This is a genomic window from Saccharopolyspora phatthalungensis, assembly GCF_014203395.1.
Lineage (GTDB): Bacteria > Actinomycetota > Actinomycetes > Mycobacteriales > Pseudonocardiaceae > Saccharopolyspora > Saccharopolyspora phatthalungensis.
In genome coordinates, this window is the sequence record NZ_JACHIW010000001.1 from 444,487 (window position 1) to 463,461 (window position 18,975).

The 18,975-nt window shown below is 67.9% G+C and carries 15 protein-coding genes and 1 pseudogene; 5 read left to right on the forward strand and 11 right to left on the reverse strand.

Features of this window, described 5'->3' with window-relative positions; all coding sequences use genetic code 11:
* Nucleotides 1-677: 677 nt before the first annotated feature.
* The 4 genes and pseudogenes from BJ970_RS37525 to BJ970_RS01905 form a co-directional block, all read left to right on the forward strand.
* Nucleotides 678-911: pseudogene (locus BJ970_RS37525) on the forward strand (cyclic nucleotide-binding domain-containing protein); the annotation flags it as partial.
* Between the two features lie 60 nt (nt 912-971).
* A complete protein-coding gene (locus BJ970_RS37530; RefSeq protein ID WP_246471853.1) occupies nt 972-1,316 on the forward strand; it encodes a hypothetical protein in 345 nt (114 codons plus the stop codon).
* Nucleotides 1,317-1,368: 52 nt separating this feature from the next.
* The gene (locus BJ970_RS01900) at nt 1,369-1,704 is read left to right on the forward strand and encodes a hypothetical protein (protein ID WP_184722833.1); all 336 of its coding nucleotides are present in this window, start codon (nt 1,369-1,371) and stop codon (nt 1,702-1,704) included.
* A gap of 427 nt (nt 1,705-2,131) precedes the next feature.
* Nucleotides 2,132-2,413: a hypothetical protein gene (locus tag BJ970_RS01905; protein ID WP_184722838.1), complete on the forward strand. Its 282-nt coding sequence runs from the start codon at nt 2,132-2,134 to the stop codon at nt 2,411-2,413.
* Between the two features lie 257 nt (nt 2,414-2,670).
* Here BJ970_RS01905 and BJ970_RS01910 read toward each other — a convergent pair whose 3' ends face one another.
* From BJ970_RS01910 to BJ970_RS01950, 9 genes are read right to left on the reverse strand one after another with little or no spacing between them, the layout of a single operon-like run.
* A complete protein-coding gene (locus BJ970_RS01910) occupies nt 2,671-3,522 on the reverse strand; it encodes a hypothetical protein (RefSeq protein ID WP_221467011.1) in 852 nt (283 codons plus the stop codon).
* Between the two features lie 34 nt (nt 3,523-3,556).
* Complete coding sequence (locus tag BJ970_RS01915) at nt 3,557-4,498, reverse strand: hypothetical protein (RefSeq protein WP_184722843.1); 942 nt, start codon at nt 4,496-4,498, stop codon at nt 3,557-3,559.
* A complete protein-coding gene (locus BJ970_RS01920; protein WP_184722846.1) occupies nt 4,495-5,883 on the reverse strand; it encodes a hypothetical protein in 1,389 nt (462 codons plus the stop codon). Before BJ970_RS01920 ends, BJ970_RS01915 begins: the two co-directional genes overlap by 4 nt.
* On the reverse strand, nt 5,852-8,500 hold the full coding sequence (locus tag BJ970_RS01925) for a hypothetical protein (protein ID WP_184722849.1): 2,649 nt from the start codon (nt 8,498-8,500) through the stop codon (nt 5,852-5,854). Before BJ970_RS01925 ends, BJ970_RS01920 begins: the two co-directional genes overlap by 32 nt.
* On the reverse strand, nt 8,467-9,525 hold the full coding sequence (locus BJ970_RS01930; RefSeq protein WP_184722853.1) for a hypothetical protein: 1,059 nt from the start codon (nt 9,523-9,525) through the stop codon (nt 8,467-8,469). The genes BJ970_RS01925 and BJ970_RS01930 overlap by 34 nt, the downstream gene beginning before the upstream one ends.
* Nucleotides 9,522-11,354, reverse strand: coding sequence for a hypothetical protein (locus BJ970_RS01935; protein WP_184722856.1), 1,833 nt, complete (start codon nt 11,352-11,354; stop codon nt 9,522-9,524). The genes BJ970_RS01930 and BJ970_RS01935 overlap by 4 nt, the downstream gene beginning before the upstream one ends.
* Nucleotides 11,351-13,987, reverse strand: coding sequence for an AAA family ATPase (locus BJ970_RS39340; RefSeq protein WP_184722859.1), 2,637 nt, complete (start codon nt 13,985-13,987; stop codon nt 11,351-11,353). Before BJ970_RS39340 ends, BJ970_RS01935 begins: the two co-directional genes overlap by 4 nt.
* A gap of 13 nt (nt 13,988-14,000) precedes the next feature.
* Complete coding sequence (locus tag BJ970_RS01945; RefSeq protein WP_184722862.1) at nt 14,001-15,404, reverse strand: coiled-coil domain-containing protein; 1,404 nt, start codon at nt 15,402-15,404, stop codon at nt 14,001-14,003.
* 56 nt (nt 15,405-15,460) lie between these two features.
* A complete protein-coding gene (locus BJ970_RS01950; protein ID WP_184722865.1) occupies nt 15,461-16,384 on the reverse strand; it encodes an effector-associated domain EAD1-containing protein in 924 nt (307 codons plus the stop codon).
* A gap of 238 nt (nt 16,385-16,622) precedes the next feature.
* Here BJ970_RS01950 and BJ970_RS01955 point away from each other — a divergent pair, with 238 nt between their 5' ends.
* A complete protein-coding gene (locus BJ970_RS01955) occupies nt 16,623-17,312 on the forward strand; it encodes a DUF6338 family protein (protein ID WP_184722868.1) in 690 nt (229 codons plus the stop codon).
* On the opposite strand, the gene BJ970_RS01960 is transcribed toward BJ970_RS01955, so the two are convergent.
* Both BJ970_RS01960 and BJ970_RS01965 read right to left on the reverse strand, forming a co-directional pair.
* Nucleotides 17,248-17,913, reverse strand: coding sequence for a 4Fe-4S single cluster domain-containing protein (locus BJ970_RS01960; protein WP_184722871.1), 666 nt, complete (start codon nt 17,911-17,913; stop codon nt 17,248-17,250). The genes BJ970_RS01955 and BJ970_RS01960 overlap by 65 nt on opposite strands.
* Before the next feature lie 413 nt (nt 17,914-18,326).
* Nucleotides 18,327-18,923: a choice-of-anchor C family protein gene (locus BJ970_RS01965; protein WP_246470637.1), complete on the reverse strand. Its 597-nt coding sequence runs from the start codon at nt 18,921-18,923 to the stop codon at nt 18,327-18,329.
* Nucleotides 18,924-18,975 lie beyond the last annotated feature (52 nt).

Below are 18,975 nucleotides of genomic sequence, written 5' to 3' on the forward strand. Positions count from 1 at the left end.
GGAACTGTCCCACACGCCACACGCTCGTATGCTTGAGGTCCGCGTGCGGGCGCTCACGTCGGCGAGGTCGGTCTAGACATCGTGGGCGTTGTGCGCACGTACGAGTTCAGGTAGGTCGGCGAGGTCGGCGATTCGAAAAAGGCAGTGCTCGGCTGCTGCCTCAGCTTCGAGGATGTAGCCCCACGGCGCTCGCCGAATCAGCGCTGTTTGGAGCCCTACAGCTTGGGCAGGGCGCACGTCATTGTCCAGCCGGTCCCCACTTCCGAAGTGCGAACAGAACTGTCCAGACTGGACAAGGCGACGGTGTCGGCGAGAAACCTTCAATACCGGGACACCCCAGGAGGATCAGGGACCTCTGAGAGCTGCCAGCTTAGGAACAGCAGAAGTCTTGCAGTGCACCATCGGTCATCTTACCCACCGCGTCACTCGGGAAGCCGCTGTGTCGATGGTCAACAGCGACAGCGCAACATCGCCGCCACTGTGCTCGACGAGCTGGTGCGGGCACGTCCTCTCGATGTCCTCTCATCGTCCTTTCAATGGCCTCGTGGCGGGAACGTCGCGCTGGTGAACTGTGAATGGCTGCACTCGGCGCCGAGTGTTCAGGACTTCACTCGGGTCCTAATAGGAACACTATTGGCGCCTGGGCAGCGGAAGTAGTGGATGGGTAAGGACTTCACGTGGCGGATGAAACTTTGGCCCGAGCCGGCATATTCCAAGGTGTTGAGCCGGCAGCGGCACAGGCACTCGCCCAGTCGCTGGAACCGGTGGAGTTCCCACGAGGACACATGATTTTCGCCGAGGGTGAGCCGGGCGACCGGCTTTACATCGTTCAGTCGGGCAAGGTGAAGCTGGAGTGCAAAGCCCGGGATGGCAGGACAAACCTGCTGGCGATTTTGGGGCCGTCGGACATAGCAAGCCCTACTGGACGACTGATTAACCAACCTAGTCGAGGACGTGATCCCCCTATGACGGTGAGCCCTGCACACGCAGTCGTGCCGCTGCTATTGCTGGCCGACGACGACAATGTGAAGGAACGTCCCGCGCATCTGCCTCCGCTTGAGGAGCCCGGTTTCCTGGACTTCGTTCGGGAGGCGCATCCGCAGCTGGAGTACGCGATGCAGCGCAAGCGTGCCCGTGGCGAGGTCGTGCATGTTCTCCGTGACCGCGTCAGCCAGGAGTTCACGGTCCTGTACCGGCGCACTCACGGCTCGAATGGGGTCAAGGAGTCGGGCTACCCGTGGCTGGACCGCCTCAACGAACTCGGCGGCATGTGGCACGCAGCGCGCCCGCAGGAGTCCCGGGGTGGTGCGCGATGACCCTGTCGCTACTGGAGGTCTCCGTTCTGCACGAGCACGGGAGGGCCGTCTGATGACCGGTGTTGGCGCCGAGACCGGGCTGCCCCCGGCCGAGCACGACATGGTCGGTGTGGGCGTTTTCCGCGACCTTGAGCACCGGATCTTCGCCGGTGCCCGGCCAATTGCCGTCCGTGGCCGGGTCGCTTACTGGTCAGCGTGCAACTCGCCGGCGTTTCCGTCCAACGGCGAGAGCTTCTCCGCACGGACTCTGACCAAGTGCCAGGACTGTGCACGTGCCCACCCTGCGGATGCCCAACGGCTGCCGCTCCCAGCGCCCTCCGCTGTGGCAAACCGTGGGTTCGGCAAGTTGACCGGCCAGTTGAGCACTGTGGAAGGGATCGCCTCGTGAGTTCCGAACTTCCGGAGCCGGTCGGTGCTGGTTGCAACGCTGAGACCGCCCATCAGCTACCGCAGCGCTTCGTGTCGTCGCGGACGTCCCCCAGCGGGTGCCGATACCTCTGGAGAGGACCGGCGTATGTGCACACGACCACGGCCCCAAACGCCGCATCAATTCGAGGAAACCGTTATTTCTCAACAGACTCTGCCGGGTTGTTCTTGCTGATTTTCTCGGCACCGGTCCTGACGCTGATCGAGATCTGCGATGCGAAGAAGGACAATCGGTGCACGGCAAATGCCGTCCGGACACGCCCGCGTCGCGGACCCCCAGGCGATCCCGCGCTGGTGCCCGGCGTGGGCTCAGACGCTACCGGGGACCGCTCGCCCATCCAAGAAAAGAAGACGCTGCCCGTGGGGCAGCACGACCAGAAAGCATCGCCATGAACGAGTACACCTGGCGGCAGTCCGGGCTGGACGCCCTCAGCCACGCTTTTGCTTCCGAGGGCGGATTCATCCACACCGTCGAATCCGAATCCCAGACCCCTGCCGAGGTTACGGAGTACCACGTAAGCGCCTGCCGCGAAATGCTCCCGCTGGCATTCGTGATGTACCAAGGCGGCGGCGCGCCCTGTGAGGTATGCCGAAGCGCAACCACATATGAAGAGCCGCTCGAGCTCCGCACCGGGAGAGTCGTCGATCTGAACCGACAGCCCATCCGCTGATACAAGCTCCGGCCCGCCGCCGCTGCACTTCCCCTCCCACACCGGCGGCGGGCCGGTCCCGCATGCGCGCACTCGCCGTGGGGATTGAAGAGCCCTAAAACCTTGCCGTCGTCACTCCCGTGCGTGAGAACAGTCTTCGGCGTGGTGCCCACCTGGTTACCGAGCCTGCAAGATCGGCGGCCTCGTCGATGCGTCGGCGTCACCGCCGCTCGCCAACTCGGCGACTGCGACATCCGACGCGCCCGAATCAGCCTGGTTCACTGATCACTCGTGCGCACATCAATGGCTGCCGGTTGCGGTCCGCTGCGGAATCGGTAACCGATCGAATGGAGATGCCGGTATTCGAAGACTGCCAGCACCAGCGCTGAGGCCGTCCCACAGAGGTTCAGCGTGAGCCAGAGCGAGCCGGGCACGCCTCTGGTGTCGAACTCGATGATCTCCCGTCCATTGATCAGCAACATGACGATCGTGGTACTGACCGGCGCGAGCAGCGGGTGGATTTCGCTCAGCCAGAACCCGGTGCGCGCGGCCCAGTAGATCGTGCACAGGATGAAGATCGCGAGCCAACATAGACCGCCAACGACACCAAACACCTTGAGCACGCCGACGAGAAAGCCGGGCAGTCCGGGAAGCGACGTCTCGGCCACCTTGTAGGACGTCCCGCCTTCGCGGCCGAAAACGAGAAATATCCCTATCAGCAGCAAGAAGCCGGTCGACGCGAGAGCCATGCGCCGCAGCAGGCGCAGTGCGCCGCGTAGCAGTTGCACGCGGTGGCCGGAGCGGGTCGCGATGAGCAGCACGAGGAACGGCAAGGGCACCGCAAGCATCGCGTACGACGCGGTGAGCCACATCTTGGTCACGTTGCTGCCCAGAACGGTGCCGGGCGACTGGAATGGGTAAGTCGCGACCACGATCACGACCAGCCCGACCGCCGCTCGCCAGAATCCGAGGCGGTCCAGAAATCGATCGTCGCGCAGCGGACCGACCCCGGGCTTGAGCAGGAACTTGGCCATCAGCCACGGGAAAACCACGGTAACGATCACGCGCCCGAACATGATGACGTGGTCGGGTTTGATCTCATAGCTACGTTTCCGCTGTACTGCTGTCATATGGCTCCTAGAGCAGCTCATCGCCTGCTGTGCGTCATGGTTCGTCTCGCCATGGGAGTACCTTGCGGTTTTCCTCGACGAACCGGACGTACCGGTCCAGCGCGTCCCGTAGTGCGGCATCCACTTGATCGAGCGATGCTTTGATGTCGGTCACCACGCTTCGGACCCGATCCAGTGCCGTCCCGTCCCGTGCCGCGGCGATCCGGTCGAGCAGATCGCCGTCGATCTCGGCATGCTGCCTGAGTGCGGCCAGCACTCCTTCCCTTTCGGTGCGCAGTTTCTCGTACTCCGCGTTCTTCTGCCGCAGCTTCGTTTCCGCATCGGCGCGGAGCCGGTCCTGCTCCGCCCAGTCCGCTTCGGACCGTTGCAGCTTCGCGAGCACCTGCTGGATTCGCTCATCGAGGTCGGCCAGCCGCTCCGCGCTGAGCAGGACGACCTTGTCCGCAGTCTCGTACAGCGCGCGCTCGGCCTCGGCAACCGGACTCACCATGGCTTCGAGCCGTCGGTTCAGGCTCTCGTGTTGCTCGCGCAGGGCGGGTAGGGCATCCCGTAACCTTTCGAGCCGCCGGAGTTCATCGATCTCGCCGAGGATCCTGGTGTGCTCCTCGCCGCTCTCCCGCAGTTCGGCCTCGACGGAGGCCAGCGCCTCGTGTTCCCGCCGGGCGACGGTGATCAGGTCGGCCAGGTTGGTGAGGGTCCCGGCCTGCCGGTTCAGATACTCGGTCACCTCGACGCCCGCCACTGCCGCCTCGGCCAACCCGGGCACCTGCTCCAGGAGGCCGTCGACCTCGGCGAAGGCGTCGTCGAGGGCGATCACCAGCTCGATCGCGGCCGGATCGGTCACCTCGATCCGCTGGGCCGAACCGACCGCACAAGCCGACCACGCCAGCGCATGGCGCAGCGCTCGCAGCGCCGACTGGGCGTCGTCGCCGCTGTTCGCCGCGGCGAGCAACGCCGCACGGGGGTCGTCTGTCACGTGGTTCTCCCCTCGTCGGTCGACTGGTCCGGGTCGGGCACGGCTGGGCCGACATCCGGGCCGAGTGGATACACGATGTCCGGGCCGCCGCCGGTCGGGCGCAGCGACACCGCGCCGAGCCCTCCTCGCCGCCCCAGCGGCGCCACCCGGTAGTCGCCCTCGGGCACGGAGACCGGCTCGGCGGACTTGGTTTCGCACCACGGGCCGCGCCGGTTGCGCCGGACCCACACCGGCAACGGTCCACTGTGGCCGGTTCGGACGGTGATGACCACCGGGGTCGCGGCGGCTTCGGTGATCGAGACGATCGCCGATTCGAGCATTCCGTGCCGGATGCGGTGCACTGCGACGCCCAGTTCGTGCGGGTAACCGTCCAACGCAGCGGCTTGGCCGGTGGCGATGAGCAGCGCACCACGCGCTGCCGCCAGCGGATCCAGGCGAGCGACCGACCGCACCCGACCGCCGGTGGCTTCGAGCGCCGCGGTGACCACGGGGGCGATCGCGTTGCCACCAGTGACCACCATGTCGGGCAACAGCGGCTCGGGCACCCTGGCCAGCAGCCGCTGGACCACCCGAGCGGTCAGCTCCGCCAGCGGGCGCAGGGCCTGGACCAGGACGCCGGCGGTGAGCGCGGCACCGTGCGCGCCCGGCAGGTACACCGGCGTCGCGCGGTAGCGGGCATGGACCTCGGCCCTTTCCAGGACAAGCCGCACCCGGTGGGCGCGTCGGCACCGCTCGTCCTCCAGTGCCGCGATCCGCGCCGGATCGTCGATGGCGCCGCGATCATCAGCGGCTTTCAGCAACGTCTGCCGCAGCGCGCTATCCGCCACATTGCCATAGTCGGCGTCCAGCAGCCTCGTTGTCGCCCCGTCGAGCACATACACCGCAGTATCTACAGTGGACGATCCAATGTCGCAGAGCAGCAGGCATCCGCTCTCGGGCCGCCGCTCGGTGTAGGTGGCGGCGGCGCACTGCAGGCCGGGCACCAGCCGCGCCGAGGCGAACCCGACGTCCTCGGTGAGCAGCCTGTGCAGCGACCTGCCGACCGGAGTACTTCCCGGCGCCGTCCAGGTGTCCGCCGCGTCGGCGCCGATCCACGCGTCCGGCACCGCCGCCACCACAGCCGTCCGGCCGGGTTTCACCGGCACCGGTCCGGCTGGCGCGAGCAGTTCGCTCAGGAAACCGGTCAGCAACCGCGCCGGTGTTGCGGCACCAGCCACTTCGGCGAACGCGCCCAGCAAGCCGCGATGCGAGCCCGCGATCGGGGACGGCCCATGCCATACCGGTGTCGCCGGATCGAAAGCGATCTTGGTCCGGACCGCCCCGATGTCGAGGCCAGCCTGAGCGACCGTGGTGTCATCGCTGGTCATGGCGATACCGGCCGTCATCCGGCCGCGACCTCCACCGCGCCCACTCGGGGAGCAGCTTCCGCCCGCCGGGCTCACCCTCGATCTCCTTGATCAGCAGTTCGAGCTGTCGGCGGATGCCGTTGAGCGCGGCTTGTGCGGAACCGACGCCGCCCATCTCGCGGTCGCGCTGCGCGGCGAGCCGCGCGATCTCGACGGCCATGCGCACCTGCGGAAATACCGCTGCGGGAAGCTCGGCCGCGGCCTGGACGGGGTTGACGCCGCCGATACCGTCGCCGGACATGAGCCTGGCCGCGAGTTGCCGGACCGGCCTGAGATCCCGCACACCGGCGCGGTGTAGTGCGGCGGTGACCGCCGTGAGGCATTCGGCCCACTCGGCGACGCTCGGCCGCCACCGCGCCTGCTGCAGAACGCCGACCATGTCCTTCATCGGATACCCGGCCTGGATGAGGTCGGCGATCAACTGCGCTACGTAGGTCGGAGAGGAGCGGTCGGTCAGGTGCCTTAGTCGGCTCATCACGACGTACTGCCGCAACCTCGGATCCTGCTCCAGCCACGGCAGCCAGCGTTCGAGTTCCGGCACGGTGTCCAGCATGCTGGGCCGTGCCAGGACCTCGTCGCCGAGCACGGTGATGAGCTGCCTGGACTCGATCGGTGGTCGGCCGGCCAGGTTGGCCAGCCGCCAGAGGACGTCCAGGATTACCACGAAGCCCCCGTGGTCGTCGGACCAGCCGGGATCAAGGCGTGCGGCCACCGTGTCGACGAGCGTTTCCTGTTGGGCGGTGGACAGCTCGGCCTCCTCGGCGGAGCGCACCAGGGCGTCCCGGTAGGTCGACCCGCACCGCAGGCTTTGGCGCGGTCGCCTGGCCGAGCAGCAGAGCATGAAGTCGATCCTGGCCTGCTGCCGTTGGTCGTCCGGGCTGAGCCGGCCGAGCACCCCGATCCAGCCGGGTACCCGGCCCGTCGCCAGCCGCTCGCGCAGCCACGGCAGCACCGTGTCGAGCAGCCTTTCCAAATAGGACGGTCGGCGATCATGGGTGAGACGCACCAAGTCCCCGACGATGTCGGGGTCGACCCGATCAAGACCGTCGAGCTCGTCCCGGCTGATGTCATGGGGACCACCGGACAGTGCCAGCCGGTACGGCGTGCTGATCCGCATCCACGGCGACCGGGCACCGGCGACGTCGAGCCGCTCGACCCAGTCCCCCGTCAAGTCGTTGTTCGCGGCCAGCAACTCGCGGAGCATCGCGACCGACAGCGTTTCCGAATTGGCGACCACCGGAGCGAGGGTCGCGGCCCAGCCGTCGTCTCCGGAGAGCCGGACCGCGATCGCGGCGGCCGTCCTGGCCTTGGCGGACCGTTGCCACTCCGGCACGTTCGTCGGGTCGAGCGCGCGAGCGAAGGTGCGCTCGGCGCCGATCCGCCAGGCCACGCGGGCGAGGTCGACGGACTCGTCGATCGTGGCCGATGTGTCGCCGAGTTGCCGCCGCACCGCCACGCACAGCGCGTCGTCGAGTCGAGTGTCCACTGCGGACGGCCAGTGTCGTGCCAGCAGTCCCGCATCGGCGATCACCTCGGCCGGTGTCGCGGCGTACAGGTAGGCGGTGAGCACCTCCGCCCGGTTGGCCGCGGATAGCACGCCGAACTGCTCCCTGGCATCGAGCCTGCGCAGCAGCGCCGGGGACAGCGCCCCGGCCCTGGCCGCGCGCAGGGCCGAGACCGTGAGATCGAGTTCCTCCAGGGCGATCTGGGCGCCGGCCACGTCGCGCTCCCTGATCTCGCCGGACATCGCGAGGTGGCGGCTGACCTTGTCGACGCCGTGCTTGTCGCACAGCTCCAGCAGCGCGCGCCGGTAACTTACGGCGCCGTCGGAAAGCTCGCCGTCGCTGATCATCCGCGACCGCAGGTCCACCGCAAGATCGATGTCGCGAGCACGGTGCGCGAAGGTCAACCGAAGTTGGTGGTTCGAGCCGAAATCGGCCCAGCAGCTCACCCGCAGCCACGCCTTCGCCCCGGCGGGCAGCAGACTGCTGATGGCGTCCAGCACGGCCAACCGGTCTTCCAGGTCGGTGTCACCGCCGAGCAGTGCCACTGGCCCCGTGAAGAGCCGTGCGGCGGCTGCCGCGGCCAGTTCGAGATCGATACCGCCTGGCCAGTCACGCGGCGGCGGGGCGGCGGGCAGCGCGATCCGCACCGGATCGCCGGTGCCGGCTCCGGTCTCCCAGGCAAGCTCGACGTCGCGAACCGCCGTGTACAGCGTCGAGAAGGTCAGCCCGGCCGCGAGAAAGTCGTCGAGGGAAACGCAGAAGTACCTGGTGAACGCGATCGGCCGGTTGGTGGCGTCGGAATGTCTCGTCCATTCCCGGATGGCGATACCGATGTAGGTGGTTCCCCGGATGGCGGACGGCGTGAACCACACCCACGGCAGGCCCGATGCCCCGGTCTCGTGCGGCAGTGGCGAGTTGCCGGGACTGAACCGGAACACGATCTCCTGGAACTGCCGCGCGGTGAACGGCTCGCTGCTCGACGCGAGCAGCCGGTAGTCGTCGTATGTGCCGGGCTGCTTGCCGACCAGCGCCCAGCCAGCGGTGATAACTGTCATGGTCAGCCCGCGTCGGTAATGCTCTGGTGCAGCCACAGCAGCGGCTCCAGCACGTTGATCGGATAAAGTTTCCCCTTGATCTTGAAGTCGCTGGGCCCCGGCCCGACCCGTTCCACGTTCAGGAAGTCGTACTGCCGGAACCGGTTGTCGGTCACGTGGAAACCGATCGACGACGTGACGAAATAGTCGATCGTGTTGAAGTACTGCCGCAGCCCGCGCTCGACCAGATCGGCGTTGCTGAGGGGGTCGTCGCAGAGCTTCTGGAAGAACTGACCGGCCAGGTCATTGGGCACCATCGGCAGAAACGGGCGCTGCTGCTCGTAGGCGAGATAACCGCGCAACCGGGCCTGGTGGTAGATGTTGGGTTGATCGAACTTGGTCACGCACACGGCGACGTGCTGCGGCAGCTTAGTGCCGGCGAAGGTGTCCTGCCCCATGATGCGGCCGGCCAGCTTCTCCAGGACCGGGTGGAAAAACCGCCAGGCATCCCCCTCCCGGGTCTCCCGCTCCGGATCGAAGAGGTAGACGATGCCGTGGCAGGACTGCAAGTGATCAAGCAAGCGCTCGTCCGCGTCGGCGGATGCGTCGGAACCGAGAAACGGGTCGTCCCGATCGTCCCCGCCGACCGAGAACGACGAATCCTCGACCGTGTCGCCGGCGCGCCCGAGCGGGCGGCCGTCCTGGTCGCCGTACATGCCGCCGGGCACGTCAAGCACGTCCAGCTCGAAGACCACACGTTCGCTCGCGACCGTCCGCCTGCCCAGCCGGTTGCGCCGCTCGACCTGCTTCCTGCCGGTGAACCGGAAGATCATGCTCTGCTGGTCGGCGGTCGCGACCGGAAAGACCTTCGCCGTGGTCAGCTGATACATCGAATCCTGGAGGAAGTTCGCCGATGCGTCGTCGGCGCCGTTCATGATCCAGTTCATCTGCTCGCCCGACTTCAAGGTGGTCGCGATTTTGAGCGCGGCAAGGAAAGTCGTCTTGCCGCTGCCCGGTGGCCCCCACAGGCCGATTCGCAACTGGGTCGGCGGCGCGGGTCGTGGTCGCGCTGGTTGGGTCACTGGGCATCCTCCTGGGTCCAGGCGGCGAGGGGAAACAGCAGCGGTGCCGGGCGGCTGGTCGCGCCGAGCAGGCGGGCGTTGTTGGCGACCAGCTCCGGCTCGGTGCCGGTGAGCAACATCCGCTTCTTGGGATGGCTGAGCCTGAGCCAGTCGCGGAGGGCCTGCCGACTGTCCTGGTTCTGCTTGTCGTACCGCGACGGCCGGTCCCACACGGCGACGTGGTGCACATCGTCGCGCTCAAGCCGTCGCAACTGCTTTTGCCAGTCGATGCCGTTGGGGCATCTCGGCACGCTGGCGTCCTTGATGGGAAACGGCGGGCGGGCGCCGACCAGCACGAACCGGCGGGCCGCAGGTCTGGCCCGCCAGCCTTGAGCGGCCCGGAGCGCGTCCTCGACCGGCGCGGCGAGCGGCTCGATCATCGGCGAGGCCACCAGGCCGGCGGCGAACTCGCGCCCGGCCGCCGGTGTTCCGAACCCGGAAACGTCCAGCACATTGCGCCGGCCACGCACGTGGTCGTGGTATCCGACGACGCAGACCCGCACGGCAGCGGCTTCGGGGTGCCTTTCCTCGACGAGCCGGATGACCTCGACGATCAGGTCACGCCGTCGGCCCACCTCCGTTGCCGAGCCACCGAGCTCGATGCCGAACACAACGTCCATGTCGTCCGTGCCGGGTTGGTACGTAACGGGAATCTCGTCGAGCGGGGTTGGCCAGGCAGCCGCGGTTTCCGGGTCCCGGTCGGCGTTCGCGGGACTGCCCAGCCGCACCCGGCCCGGGCCATCCAACCGGAACCGCAGCGCATGGCGCTGCCCGGCGGCCAGTTCGCACCGGAGGACCTCGACCGGTCGGCACTGCCGGGGCGGGATTCCGTCCGGCCCGGCGACCACGGCCACCACCACGGGTTGCCGCCCGGTCGCCGGCGCGACGACCGGCACGGTGACCTCCGGGCCCGATTCCGCCGTGGTGCCAGCGGGAAACAGCGTCTTCGACACCGGGCGGGTCGCGCCTCGTCCGTCCGCCTCGATCAGCACCAGCCGGTAGTCGTGGCGCAGTGGGGCGAATCCGGTCACCGCGCCGAGCTCCGGTCCATCCGCGCGGATCAGGCGGGTCGGCAGGTCAAGCAGTCGGTCCGGGATCGCCCATCCGCCGAGCCGGTGCACCACCAGCACCTCGTCGGCGCCTTCGGTTGCCCCGGCCAACTGGCGAAGGACCTGCCGACCGGTGGCGATCTCGGCGTCGGAGATCACCGCCGTGCCGTGGACGCCTGCCCCGCCGGCCATTACCAGCCGACGTTCGCCGTCGTCATCGGGCAGCGACGGCAACAGATCCGGCCACGACCGCAGCCGGACCGGTCCCACCGGTTGCGGAACACCGAGCTCGTCGGTGCGCAGCCGGACCGCGGCAATCCCGTTGACCCGCACATCGACGACGTCGAGGACGCGGGGCTGATCGTCCTCCGATGTGCCGACCAGTCGCGCCAGCGCGGGCCGGACCGCCTCGGACATCGAAATCGCGGCGACCCTCGGCACGCTTTCGCGGGCCGCCACGAGTTCGGCCGGGTCCGGGCACCCACCTCGCGCGAGGGCGGCGAGCCGGTCGAAGATCGCCGGGTCCCCGGCGTCGGGATAACCGGCGGCTAGTGCGGCGGCGGCCAGGTCGAACCGCCGCCGTGCCGAGGCCAGTCTTTCGCCGAACGCGCGCCGATCCGCCTCGGTGGCCGGGCCCAGCCACGGCCCCGCCTCCAGCACCCAGCCGCATCGGGAGCAGACCGGCTCGTCCGGCGCAGCCGAGCAGACCGGGCAGGCGAGCTGGCTCTCGGCGGCGATCATCGCGTGCGCCCCGGATCCGGTACGTCGATGGACGTGATCAGCATGGCGTTGGCCGCACGCTCGGCCTCCGGAAGCCGGAGCACGCGCTGGGCAAGCCGGCTCTCGATCACCCCGAACAGGTTCTTCACGGTCCTGCCATTGGCAAACCGCTCGCCCCGCTGCTGCAATCCATCCCGATCGGCCTCCAACCAGCGCACCACCTTGGCCGAAACCCCTTGCCCCAGTTGGAACCCCTCGCTTTCGGCCAATCGCTCGAAAATCAGCCGCAGCTCCGGCACCGAATAATCCTCGAACACCAAGTGCTGCTCGAACCGGGACGCCAGCCCCGGGTTGCTCCGCAGGAATGCCGCCATCTCCTCCGGATAACCGGCCACGATCACTACCAGCCTGCCGCGCCAATCCACCATCAGGGTCAGCAGTTCGGTGATCGCCTCCGGCCCGAAGTCGTTGGAGACGCCGCCACGCAGCGCGTACGCCTCGTCGATCAGCAGCACGCCGTCCAGCGCCTCCATCACCTTTTCCCTGGTCTTCTCCGCGGTCTGGCCGACGTATCCGGCGACGAGGTCGGCCCTGGTCGCCGTTACGACGTGTCCGGAGTGAAGCAGGCCCAACGCGACGAACACCCGCCCCATCAGCCCGGCCACGGTTGTCTTGCCCGTGCCAGGCGAACCCGTGAACACCATATGGGGAGCGAGGGCGATGCTGGGCCGATTCGGTTGTAGTCGCCGCAATTCGAGTACCGCGGCGATCCGCCGAATGGAGTCCTTGACGGCCCCGAGACCGACCAGTTCGTCGAGTTCGGCCAGCACCTCGTCCAACGGCGCCGGATCGCCCAGCAGCGGCCGGTACCGCTGCGGGATGTCGTCCTCGGTCGCCTCGTCGACCGGACCGCCCCGGACCGGTCGCGTCCGCTGCGCCCATTCCCTTTTGATCTGCGTGGCCAGTTCCCGCATGGTACGTGCGTTGCCGAAGGTTTCCGGGTCGCGGGTTCGATAAAGCTCCGAGGTGATCGTGCGCAGGGCAGCGGAGAGGCCGGCGCACCAGGTCAGGCCGAGTTCGGTGAGCTGTCGCAACAGGATCGCGTGCAGCTCCGCCGGCGAGTAATCCGGGAAATCCAGCCGGTTTCCCGCCGGGAACCGGCTGGCCAGACCGGGATTGGCGGCGAAGAACTCCTCGATCTTGTCCGGGTAACCGGCGATGATCACCACCAACCGGTCCCGGTGGTTCTCCATTTCCGAGAGCAGCAGGTCGATGGCTTCGCCGCCGTGACCGTCGCGCTGGTCACTGAGCCGATACGCCTCGTCGATGAACAGCACCCCGTCCAGCGCCTGCCGAACCAGCGCGCCGGTGAGCCGCGACGTTTCGCCGACATAAGGCGAAACCAGGTCCTCGACCGAGGCGTCCACCAGGTGACCGCGGCGCAACAACCCGAGATCCCGGTAGAACTCGCCGATCATGCCCGCCACCATCGTCTTGCCGGTGCCCGGATTGCCGGTGAAGACCAGATGCATCGCCGTCGGCTCGGCATCGGCACCCCGGCCCAACTCGCGCAGGGCCGCATCGGCTTCTAGCGCGTGCCGGTGCGCGACCAAAAAGTCCTTCACCTGGCGCAGCCCGGTCATCGAGTCCAACCGCCGCCATAGATCACGGCTGTCCAGAACCGGGACCTCGGCGAGGCCCAGTTCGCGCAACGCCTCGACCGACAACGTCCGCCGTTCGGCCATCGACCGCAGTTCCGGTAGCCAGGTGCGCACTCCGACCCGCTGGGCGGCCATGACCCGCGTGATGTGCGGCAGCGCGTTCCAGTCCTCGATCCGCAGCCCGTTGCGCAGCCGGACCAACTGGATTAGCCGGGACAGCTCCGGCTCGTCCGGGGTGCCGATCCGGGTGACGGTTGGCGCGGCGCGACGCACGGCCAGCGCCTCCAGCCGACTGCTCAGTTGCGGCAGGTAGTCGAGGCCGCGGACGAACTCCACCACGTCGGCGAACTCCGCCTGGCTGAACAGCAGCACGCAGGTGTTGCCCGCGCCGATCTGACCGGCGCTCCACCGGCCGATCATCTCGGCGAACGAGCGGCGCATGTCCATCTGCATGTTGCGCAGCAGGGTGTCCGCGGCCGGTACCACGACCGCCGTGCGCACCGATTCCTGGACCATCAGCGAATCCAGCATCATCATCCGCTGCGGGTCCGATGCGGCCGGCGGCTGGGTGCGCGGCCCGAAATCGGTGCCACCCGCGGACGACCGCGCCGCCGCACCTTGCCGCGCCGGATCCGCCAGCACCATCCGGTCGCCGAGGGGCCCGGTGAAATGGCGCATGGTCCGGGACCGGCGGGGAGCGGCCCGCTCACCGGTGCGCCTGGTCAGCTCCCGCGAGTGCCGGTCACGAAAGTAGACCGCTTCCCGGAAACTGCTGAACACGATCCGCTCGTAGCCGGCGTCGTGCAGGATCTCCCACAGCATCTCCTCGGCACCGCGCACCCGCAGGTCGGCCCCGACGAGCTGGTCGTCCGCGCCCGCGCCATGCACGACCCAAATGGGCTCGCCCAGCCTTGGTCGCCGTGCCCCGGTGAGACGTTCCGGAACCGCCATCGGCACCGGAAACCGCGGCCGGTCCCTGGAATCCGCTGTCACCTCCCGCTCCCGGTCAGGACGGGTTGGTGGGCTGGGCCGGATCGGCGGCCGGGCCCGCCTTGGTGGGTGCCAGCACGCGGGCCCTGACGTCACGCGCGTTCTCGTCCGGTTCGGCGGTTTCCTCCTGCGCCGCACCGAGATTGAGGCCGCTGTGCGCGTAGACGCTGGCGCGGATCGAGGCCGTGCGCGCCGTGCGCTCGGACTCAGCAGCGCCGTCGGCGTCGAAGTTGTGCAGCCGGACCGTCGGCGGCTGATCCTCGGGACTGGGCTCGACCTCGATCACGATCTCGCTGCCGCTGGCGTGGTGGACCGTCTTGGCCAGGAAGGTCTCGCGCTGGTCGCCGGTGACATAACCGGAGTCGGTCACCTCGTAGTAGTGGTGTTCGTCGAGGGCGGTTGCGATCATGTCGGCGAGGTTGGTCCGCAGCTGGGAAGCCTGGATGGCGGTGACCGCCTGCCCGACCACCGACTCCAGGCGCTTTTCGGACTCCGGGGCCGTTTCCGTCACGATGCGCAGCAGTGATTCGGTGGCGAGGGGATCCTCGTCGTCGCGAACCTGGGCGAGCAGCGTGGCCACCTCCTTGCTGAGCCGGGACAGCGCGCCCCGGGACCAGTAGTCGACGCTCGGCGCGCTGTCCGGCCCGCCGGGGCCGAACCGTTCGGAGACGTCGATCGTGGCGTTCTGGGCGAACAGTTCCTGTAGCTTCACCAGTTCGCGCTCGGCGGCGATTCGGCAGGCCCGCCATTCCTGGTCCAGATGCTCCAGTTCGAGGAGCAGTTCGCTCGCGGACTGGCACAGCTCCTGCGCGCCGCTGAGCGCATAGGCGCCCACCCCATCCGAGACGTTGCCGCGAACCGTGGCCAGTCGCTCGTCCAGCCTGGCGACCCGGCCGGGCAGGTACCGCTCGTGCGGGAACTTCCGCACCTGCTCCAGCAGAACTTCGGCATCGGCAAGGTATTCGCCGGTCAGTCGCGCCGCCGTGGCCTGGTCGCCGCGCAGTCGGGCCACCGCGCCGTCGATCTCGGCCAACCGCCGGTTCCGGTCCTCGCGCTCCTGGTCGATCAACCGTCGCAGGCTTTCCCGCTGAGTGCGCAGCGCTTCCGCGGTCTCGAAGCGCAGCTGCCGGCCTTGCTCGGTCATCTCCTGCCGGAGCCGGTCGGTGCTGGCACGCAACTGCTCGGCGGTCCGCCGCTCGAACTTCTGGGTGCGCTCGCTCAGTCGGCCCATCTCCGCTTGGAAACCGGCCTGCCGGGACTCGACCTCGTTCATCGAGCGCTCCAGGTCGCGCTGTGTCTGTTCCTCGACTCGCTGGATCAGCTTCGGCAGGTCGCGCTGGATTTCGGCGAGTTGGGCCGCCTGCCGGCGAAGGTCGTTCCACTCGGCCTGGTCGACGTACATCCGCTTCCTACCACTCACGACAACACCACATCGTTTCTCCCGGGTAGATCGCATGGGCTCCGGACGGCACGGCGTTACGGCGGAAAGACGACCAGCTGATCGGCCAGCCGCGCGCATGCCGGGCCGGACTCGGCGACCTCGACCGCGGCCACCCGCGCCGCGTCCCCGAGCGACAAGGCCGATTCGCCGCCGATCATCCGGTAGAGCGCCTTGGCGAACTCGATGGCGCAGTCGTCGTCGAGGTCGCCGCGCCAGCCGACGACCGCATCGGCCATGCCCGCGAACTCGGTGGCGAAATCACCGCTGCCGCAAACCGAAAGCACGAGCCCGGTCAGCCGGAACCGGGCGTGGTCGTAGTAGGCGCGCATCCGTCGTACCAGGGAAGCGACCTCGATGGGGTGCGGTTCCCCGGTCGGGTCCTCGAACAGCAGCACGCCGTCCCCGGCATGGCAGGACAGGTGCAGGATGTGCGGGCGCTCGTCGAGCAGGTGCGCCAAGTCGGCGACGGTGGCGGCGGTGCGGTTGACCACGCTCAGCACGCCCGGCCGGGCGACGCTTTGGATGGCGCGGAACTCGCGATCGGCGCGAATCCGGTCGAGCGCGATGTCATACGGGCTGGCGCCGAGGAAGAAAACCTTGGTTTCCTTGTGCTTCACCGGTTCCGCGTCCGTGCCCGGCGAACCCTTCCACACCGGGGCGTTGTAGACGTTGACGGTTCCGCCAGGGGCCTGGATCACGTCCCGAGCCGCGGTCGGCTGCCCGGCGGGTGCGAACACGGGGTTGTCCGGGAAAAGGCCGCGTGCGGCGGCGAGCAGCCGTGCCCGACCGGCGGTGAGGACTCCGGCCGCCAGCCGAGCGGCCACCGCGGACCAGAAGGCGTGAATATCGCCGGTCGGCAGTTGGTTCAGCACCCAATTCGGCATCCCGCATCTAATCAGTAATGCCCGGCTGTCTTCCTCGTCGGAGAACAATGCGGTGAGCTCGGATATCTCGGTCACCGAAAGCTGATTGTCCACAGTGTACAAAGGGTCCTACGAGCCTGATTCGGTTGGTGGTGGCGGCGGTTCGGGAAGCTCTTCGAAAACCGGGATTTCCATCGCTTTGGTCGTCTTCTGGCCACGAAAACGACGAGGTCGAGCGGCCTTGCTGTCCTGCTGATGAGCCGTTCCCCGCAACTCCTGGTCACCCATCGCTCCCCCTGCGTGATCGGTGATCGAAGTATGGCATAGTCGATATGTGCCGTCTACGCTCTTGGGGCTGCTCGTCTTCGTGATCAGCCTGGCGCCGGGCCTGACCTTCGTTCTCGCACGGCAGCGTGTGGTCCCGCAGCAGAGCATGTCCGTATTTCGCGAAACCGCCCAAATGGTTTGCGTGAGCCTGCTGCTCGACATTGTCGCGCTCCTGATTTTCGGGCTGATTCGCCTGATCTGGCCGGGTGGCACGCCGGATGTCGACCGAATCGTCCGGGAGCCCGGTAGTTATCTGCGCGAGTCCTACCTGCTGGTGGCCTGGTGGGCACTGGGTTTGCTCGCCGTGGCCGTGCTGCTCGCCTGGCTGGCCGGTTCCGGCCTGCTCAGGCGGATTCTGTCCCGGGCACCAGGACTGCGCGTCGACGCGGAGGTCATGCCGCATGAGTCGAGCGCGTCGGCGTGGTGGCTGCTGTTCCGCGAACAGCCGGGACGGCGGGTGCATGTCGGGTGCAACCTGGAAGACGGATCGTTCGTGTCGGGCTGGCTGGCCTCCTACAACACCGCCATCGACGAAGACGCCGACCGGGAACTGACTCTCGCCGCTCCCATTCGCTACCGGCCAAAAGGCGCGGCGGACTCGGCCGAACTGACGAACACGAGCGCGGTGGTCGTCAGTGCTCGGCGGATCGCGCTGCTGTTGGTGAGTTACCAGGCTCCTGCGTCGCGAGAGCCGTAACGGCGGCGTCGAAGACCCGGTCCAGGGTGGCGAGCAGGCCCGGCGGTGGCACACCAACCAAAGCCATGTCGCCGTCCCCGAGGCGGATCTCGACCGAGCGCGTCCGATTCTCAAAGTCGTAGCCGGATCCGGCCAGCCGGTCGGTGAGGTGGTGTACCACCTGGTTGGTGCTGCCGCGCAGGCCACGACCATTGTCCCGCGCCGCCACGTAGCGCCCGTCGATCAGCACGTCCACCTCGGCAAGCAGATCGGCAACACCGGGGCCTGGGGGCCGCGAACGCAGCCGGGGCAGGGTGTATCCGGTGAAGCAGATGAGCGAAACGTCGCGCTCGGCCCGGACGGTCCGCGCCAGCGCGGCCAGCCCGGCGGCCTGGACCATCGGCTCGCCGCCGCTGAAGGTCAGCCCAGCAACGTCTTGGGTTAGCAATTCCCCGGCGAGCGTGGGCACATCCACCTGCCGCGCCGGCCGATCCGGAATCCACTCAGGTGCCACGCATTCCCGGCAGGAGAACGGACATCCCTGCACCCACACCACGGCCCGGAGGCCAGGACCGAGCGACCGGGTGCCCACACAGGTCGCTGCCACGTTGAGGATGTGCACGAACTTGGTACCTCCCCCGCTTATCCCACGGCTGTGCGGTATCTGCCGATCGCGAATACTCGCCACCAGTGATCTTCTTTGCGAGGTACCAAGATTATCGCTTCGGTGGAGAACGGGAGCGCAAACGATTCTGATACCGGCATCCGGCGTATCGGCAGCAGCCTAGCGGAGCAACAAGCCGATGGGGTGCCGATGCGAGCCGGTGAATCTGGCCGCGCTAGCCAACCGGAAGCCCGATGAGGTTCGGGGGCAATTCGGAAGGTCGCGGGTTTGCCATTTCGACGGTCATGTCCTGGTTCGGAAGTGTGGAGCGGGCACCTGCCCGCCCCACACTTCCGGTTCAACGAACCTGCATGCACGGTGAAGGCCGCTCCGGCGGTCCAACCGGGTTGCCGCCCATCACCGAGTCCGGGTCAGCCGCAGCAAGGGACCGGAGGGCAGGGCTGGACTGTGACATCGTCCACCGCCGGGCCCCACGCACTATTGGGTGTGGTGCTGGCGAACGTCAACGTCGTGGACGCCTTGGTGGCCACAAAGGTCACCTGCCGTCTCACGTAGCCCATGTCCGTCGTTGTCTTTCCGGTGGTGTCGAAGGAGAAGTCTTGGAAGTTCTGCCCGTCAATGAGGACCTTGCCGGTCTTCAGCGCCTGCCCGCCGGGGTTTCCGGCCAGGGAGTACGCCACCGTGTACGTCGTACCCGGGACCGTCGTGAAGGTCTGGGAAATAGCCCCCGCACTGGTGCCGTTGAGGTCGACGGATTGGCCGCCCTCGGCGGCCTGCCAGAACCCTTCACCGATCAGGTCGATAGTCCCGCTCGTCACCCGCCACGGCCCGAAGGACTGCCCCGCCGAGAAGGTGTCGAACGTGCTCACTGCCACGGTTGGGGTTTCGAAACTGCCATCGTCAAAGTGGCTGATCGCGCGAGGCGAGGCGAAGGCCGGTGCCGCCGCCAGGGTGCCGGCACCGCCAATCACGACTGCCGCAGTGGCAGCAGCGAGATAGGTTCGCATGGACAGCAAAGAACCCTCCAAGGGAATCATGAGTTGCTGTAGCCCGCAGTCC

Excerpts from the sequence above, each read along its gene's own strand:
- BJ970_RS01900 (WP_184722833.1), top strand. The coding sequence starts at position 1,369 with ATGACCGGTGTTGGCGCCGAGACCGGGCTGCCCCCGGCCGAGCACGAC.
- BJ970_RS01905 (WP_184722838.1), top strand. The coding sequence starts at position 2,132 with ATGAACGAGTACACCTGGCGGCAGTCCGGGCTGGACGCCCTCAGCCAC.
- BJ970_RS01910 (WP_221467011.1), bottom strand. The coding sequence starts at position 3,522 with ATGACAGCAGTACAGCGGAAACGTAGCTATGAGATCAAACCCGACCAC.
- BJ970_RS01920 (WP_184722846.1), bottom strand. The coding sequence starts at position 5,883 with ATGACGGCCGGTATCGCCATGACCAGCGATGACACCACGGTCGCTCAG.
- BJ970_RS01935 (WP_184722856.1), bottom strand. The coding sequence starts at position 11,354 with ATGATCGCCGCCGAGAGCCAGCTCGCCTGCCCGGTCTGCTCGGCTGCG.
- BJ970_RS01965 (WP_246470637.1), bottom strand. The coding sequence starts at position 18,923 with ATGCGAACCTATCTCGCTGCTGCCACTGCGGCAGTCGTGATTGGCGGT.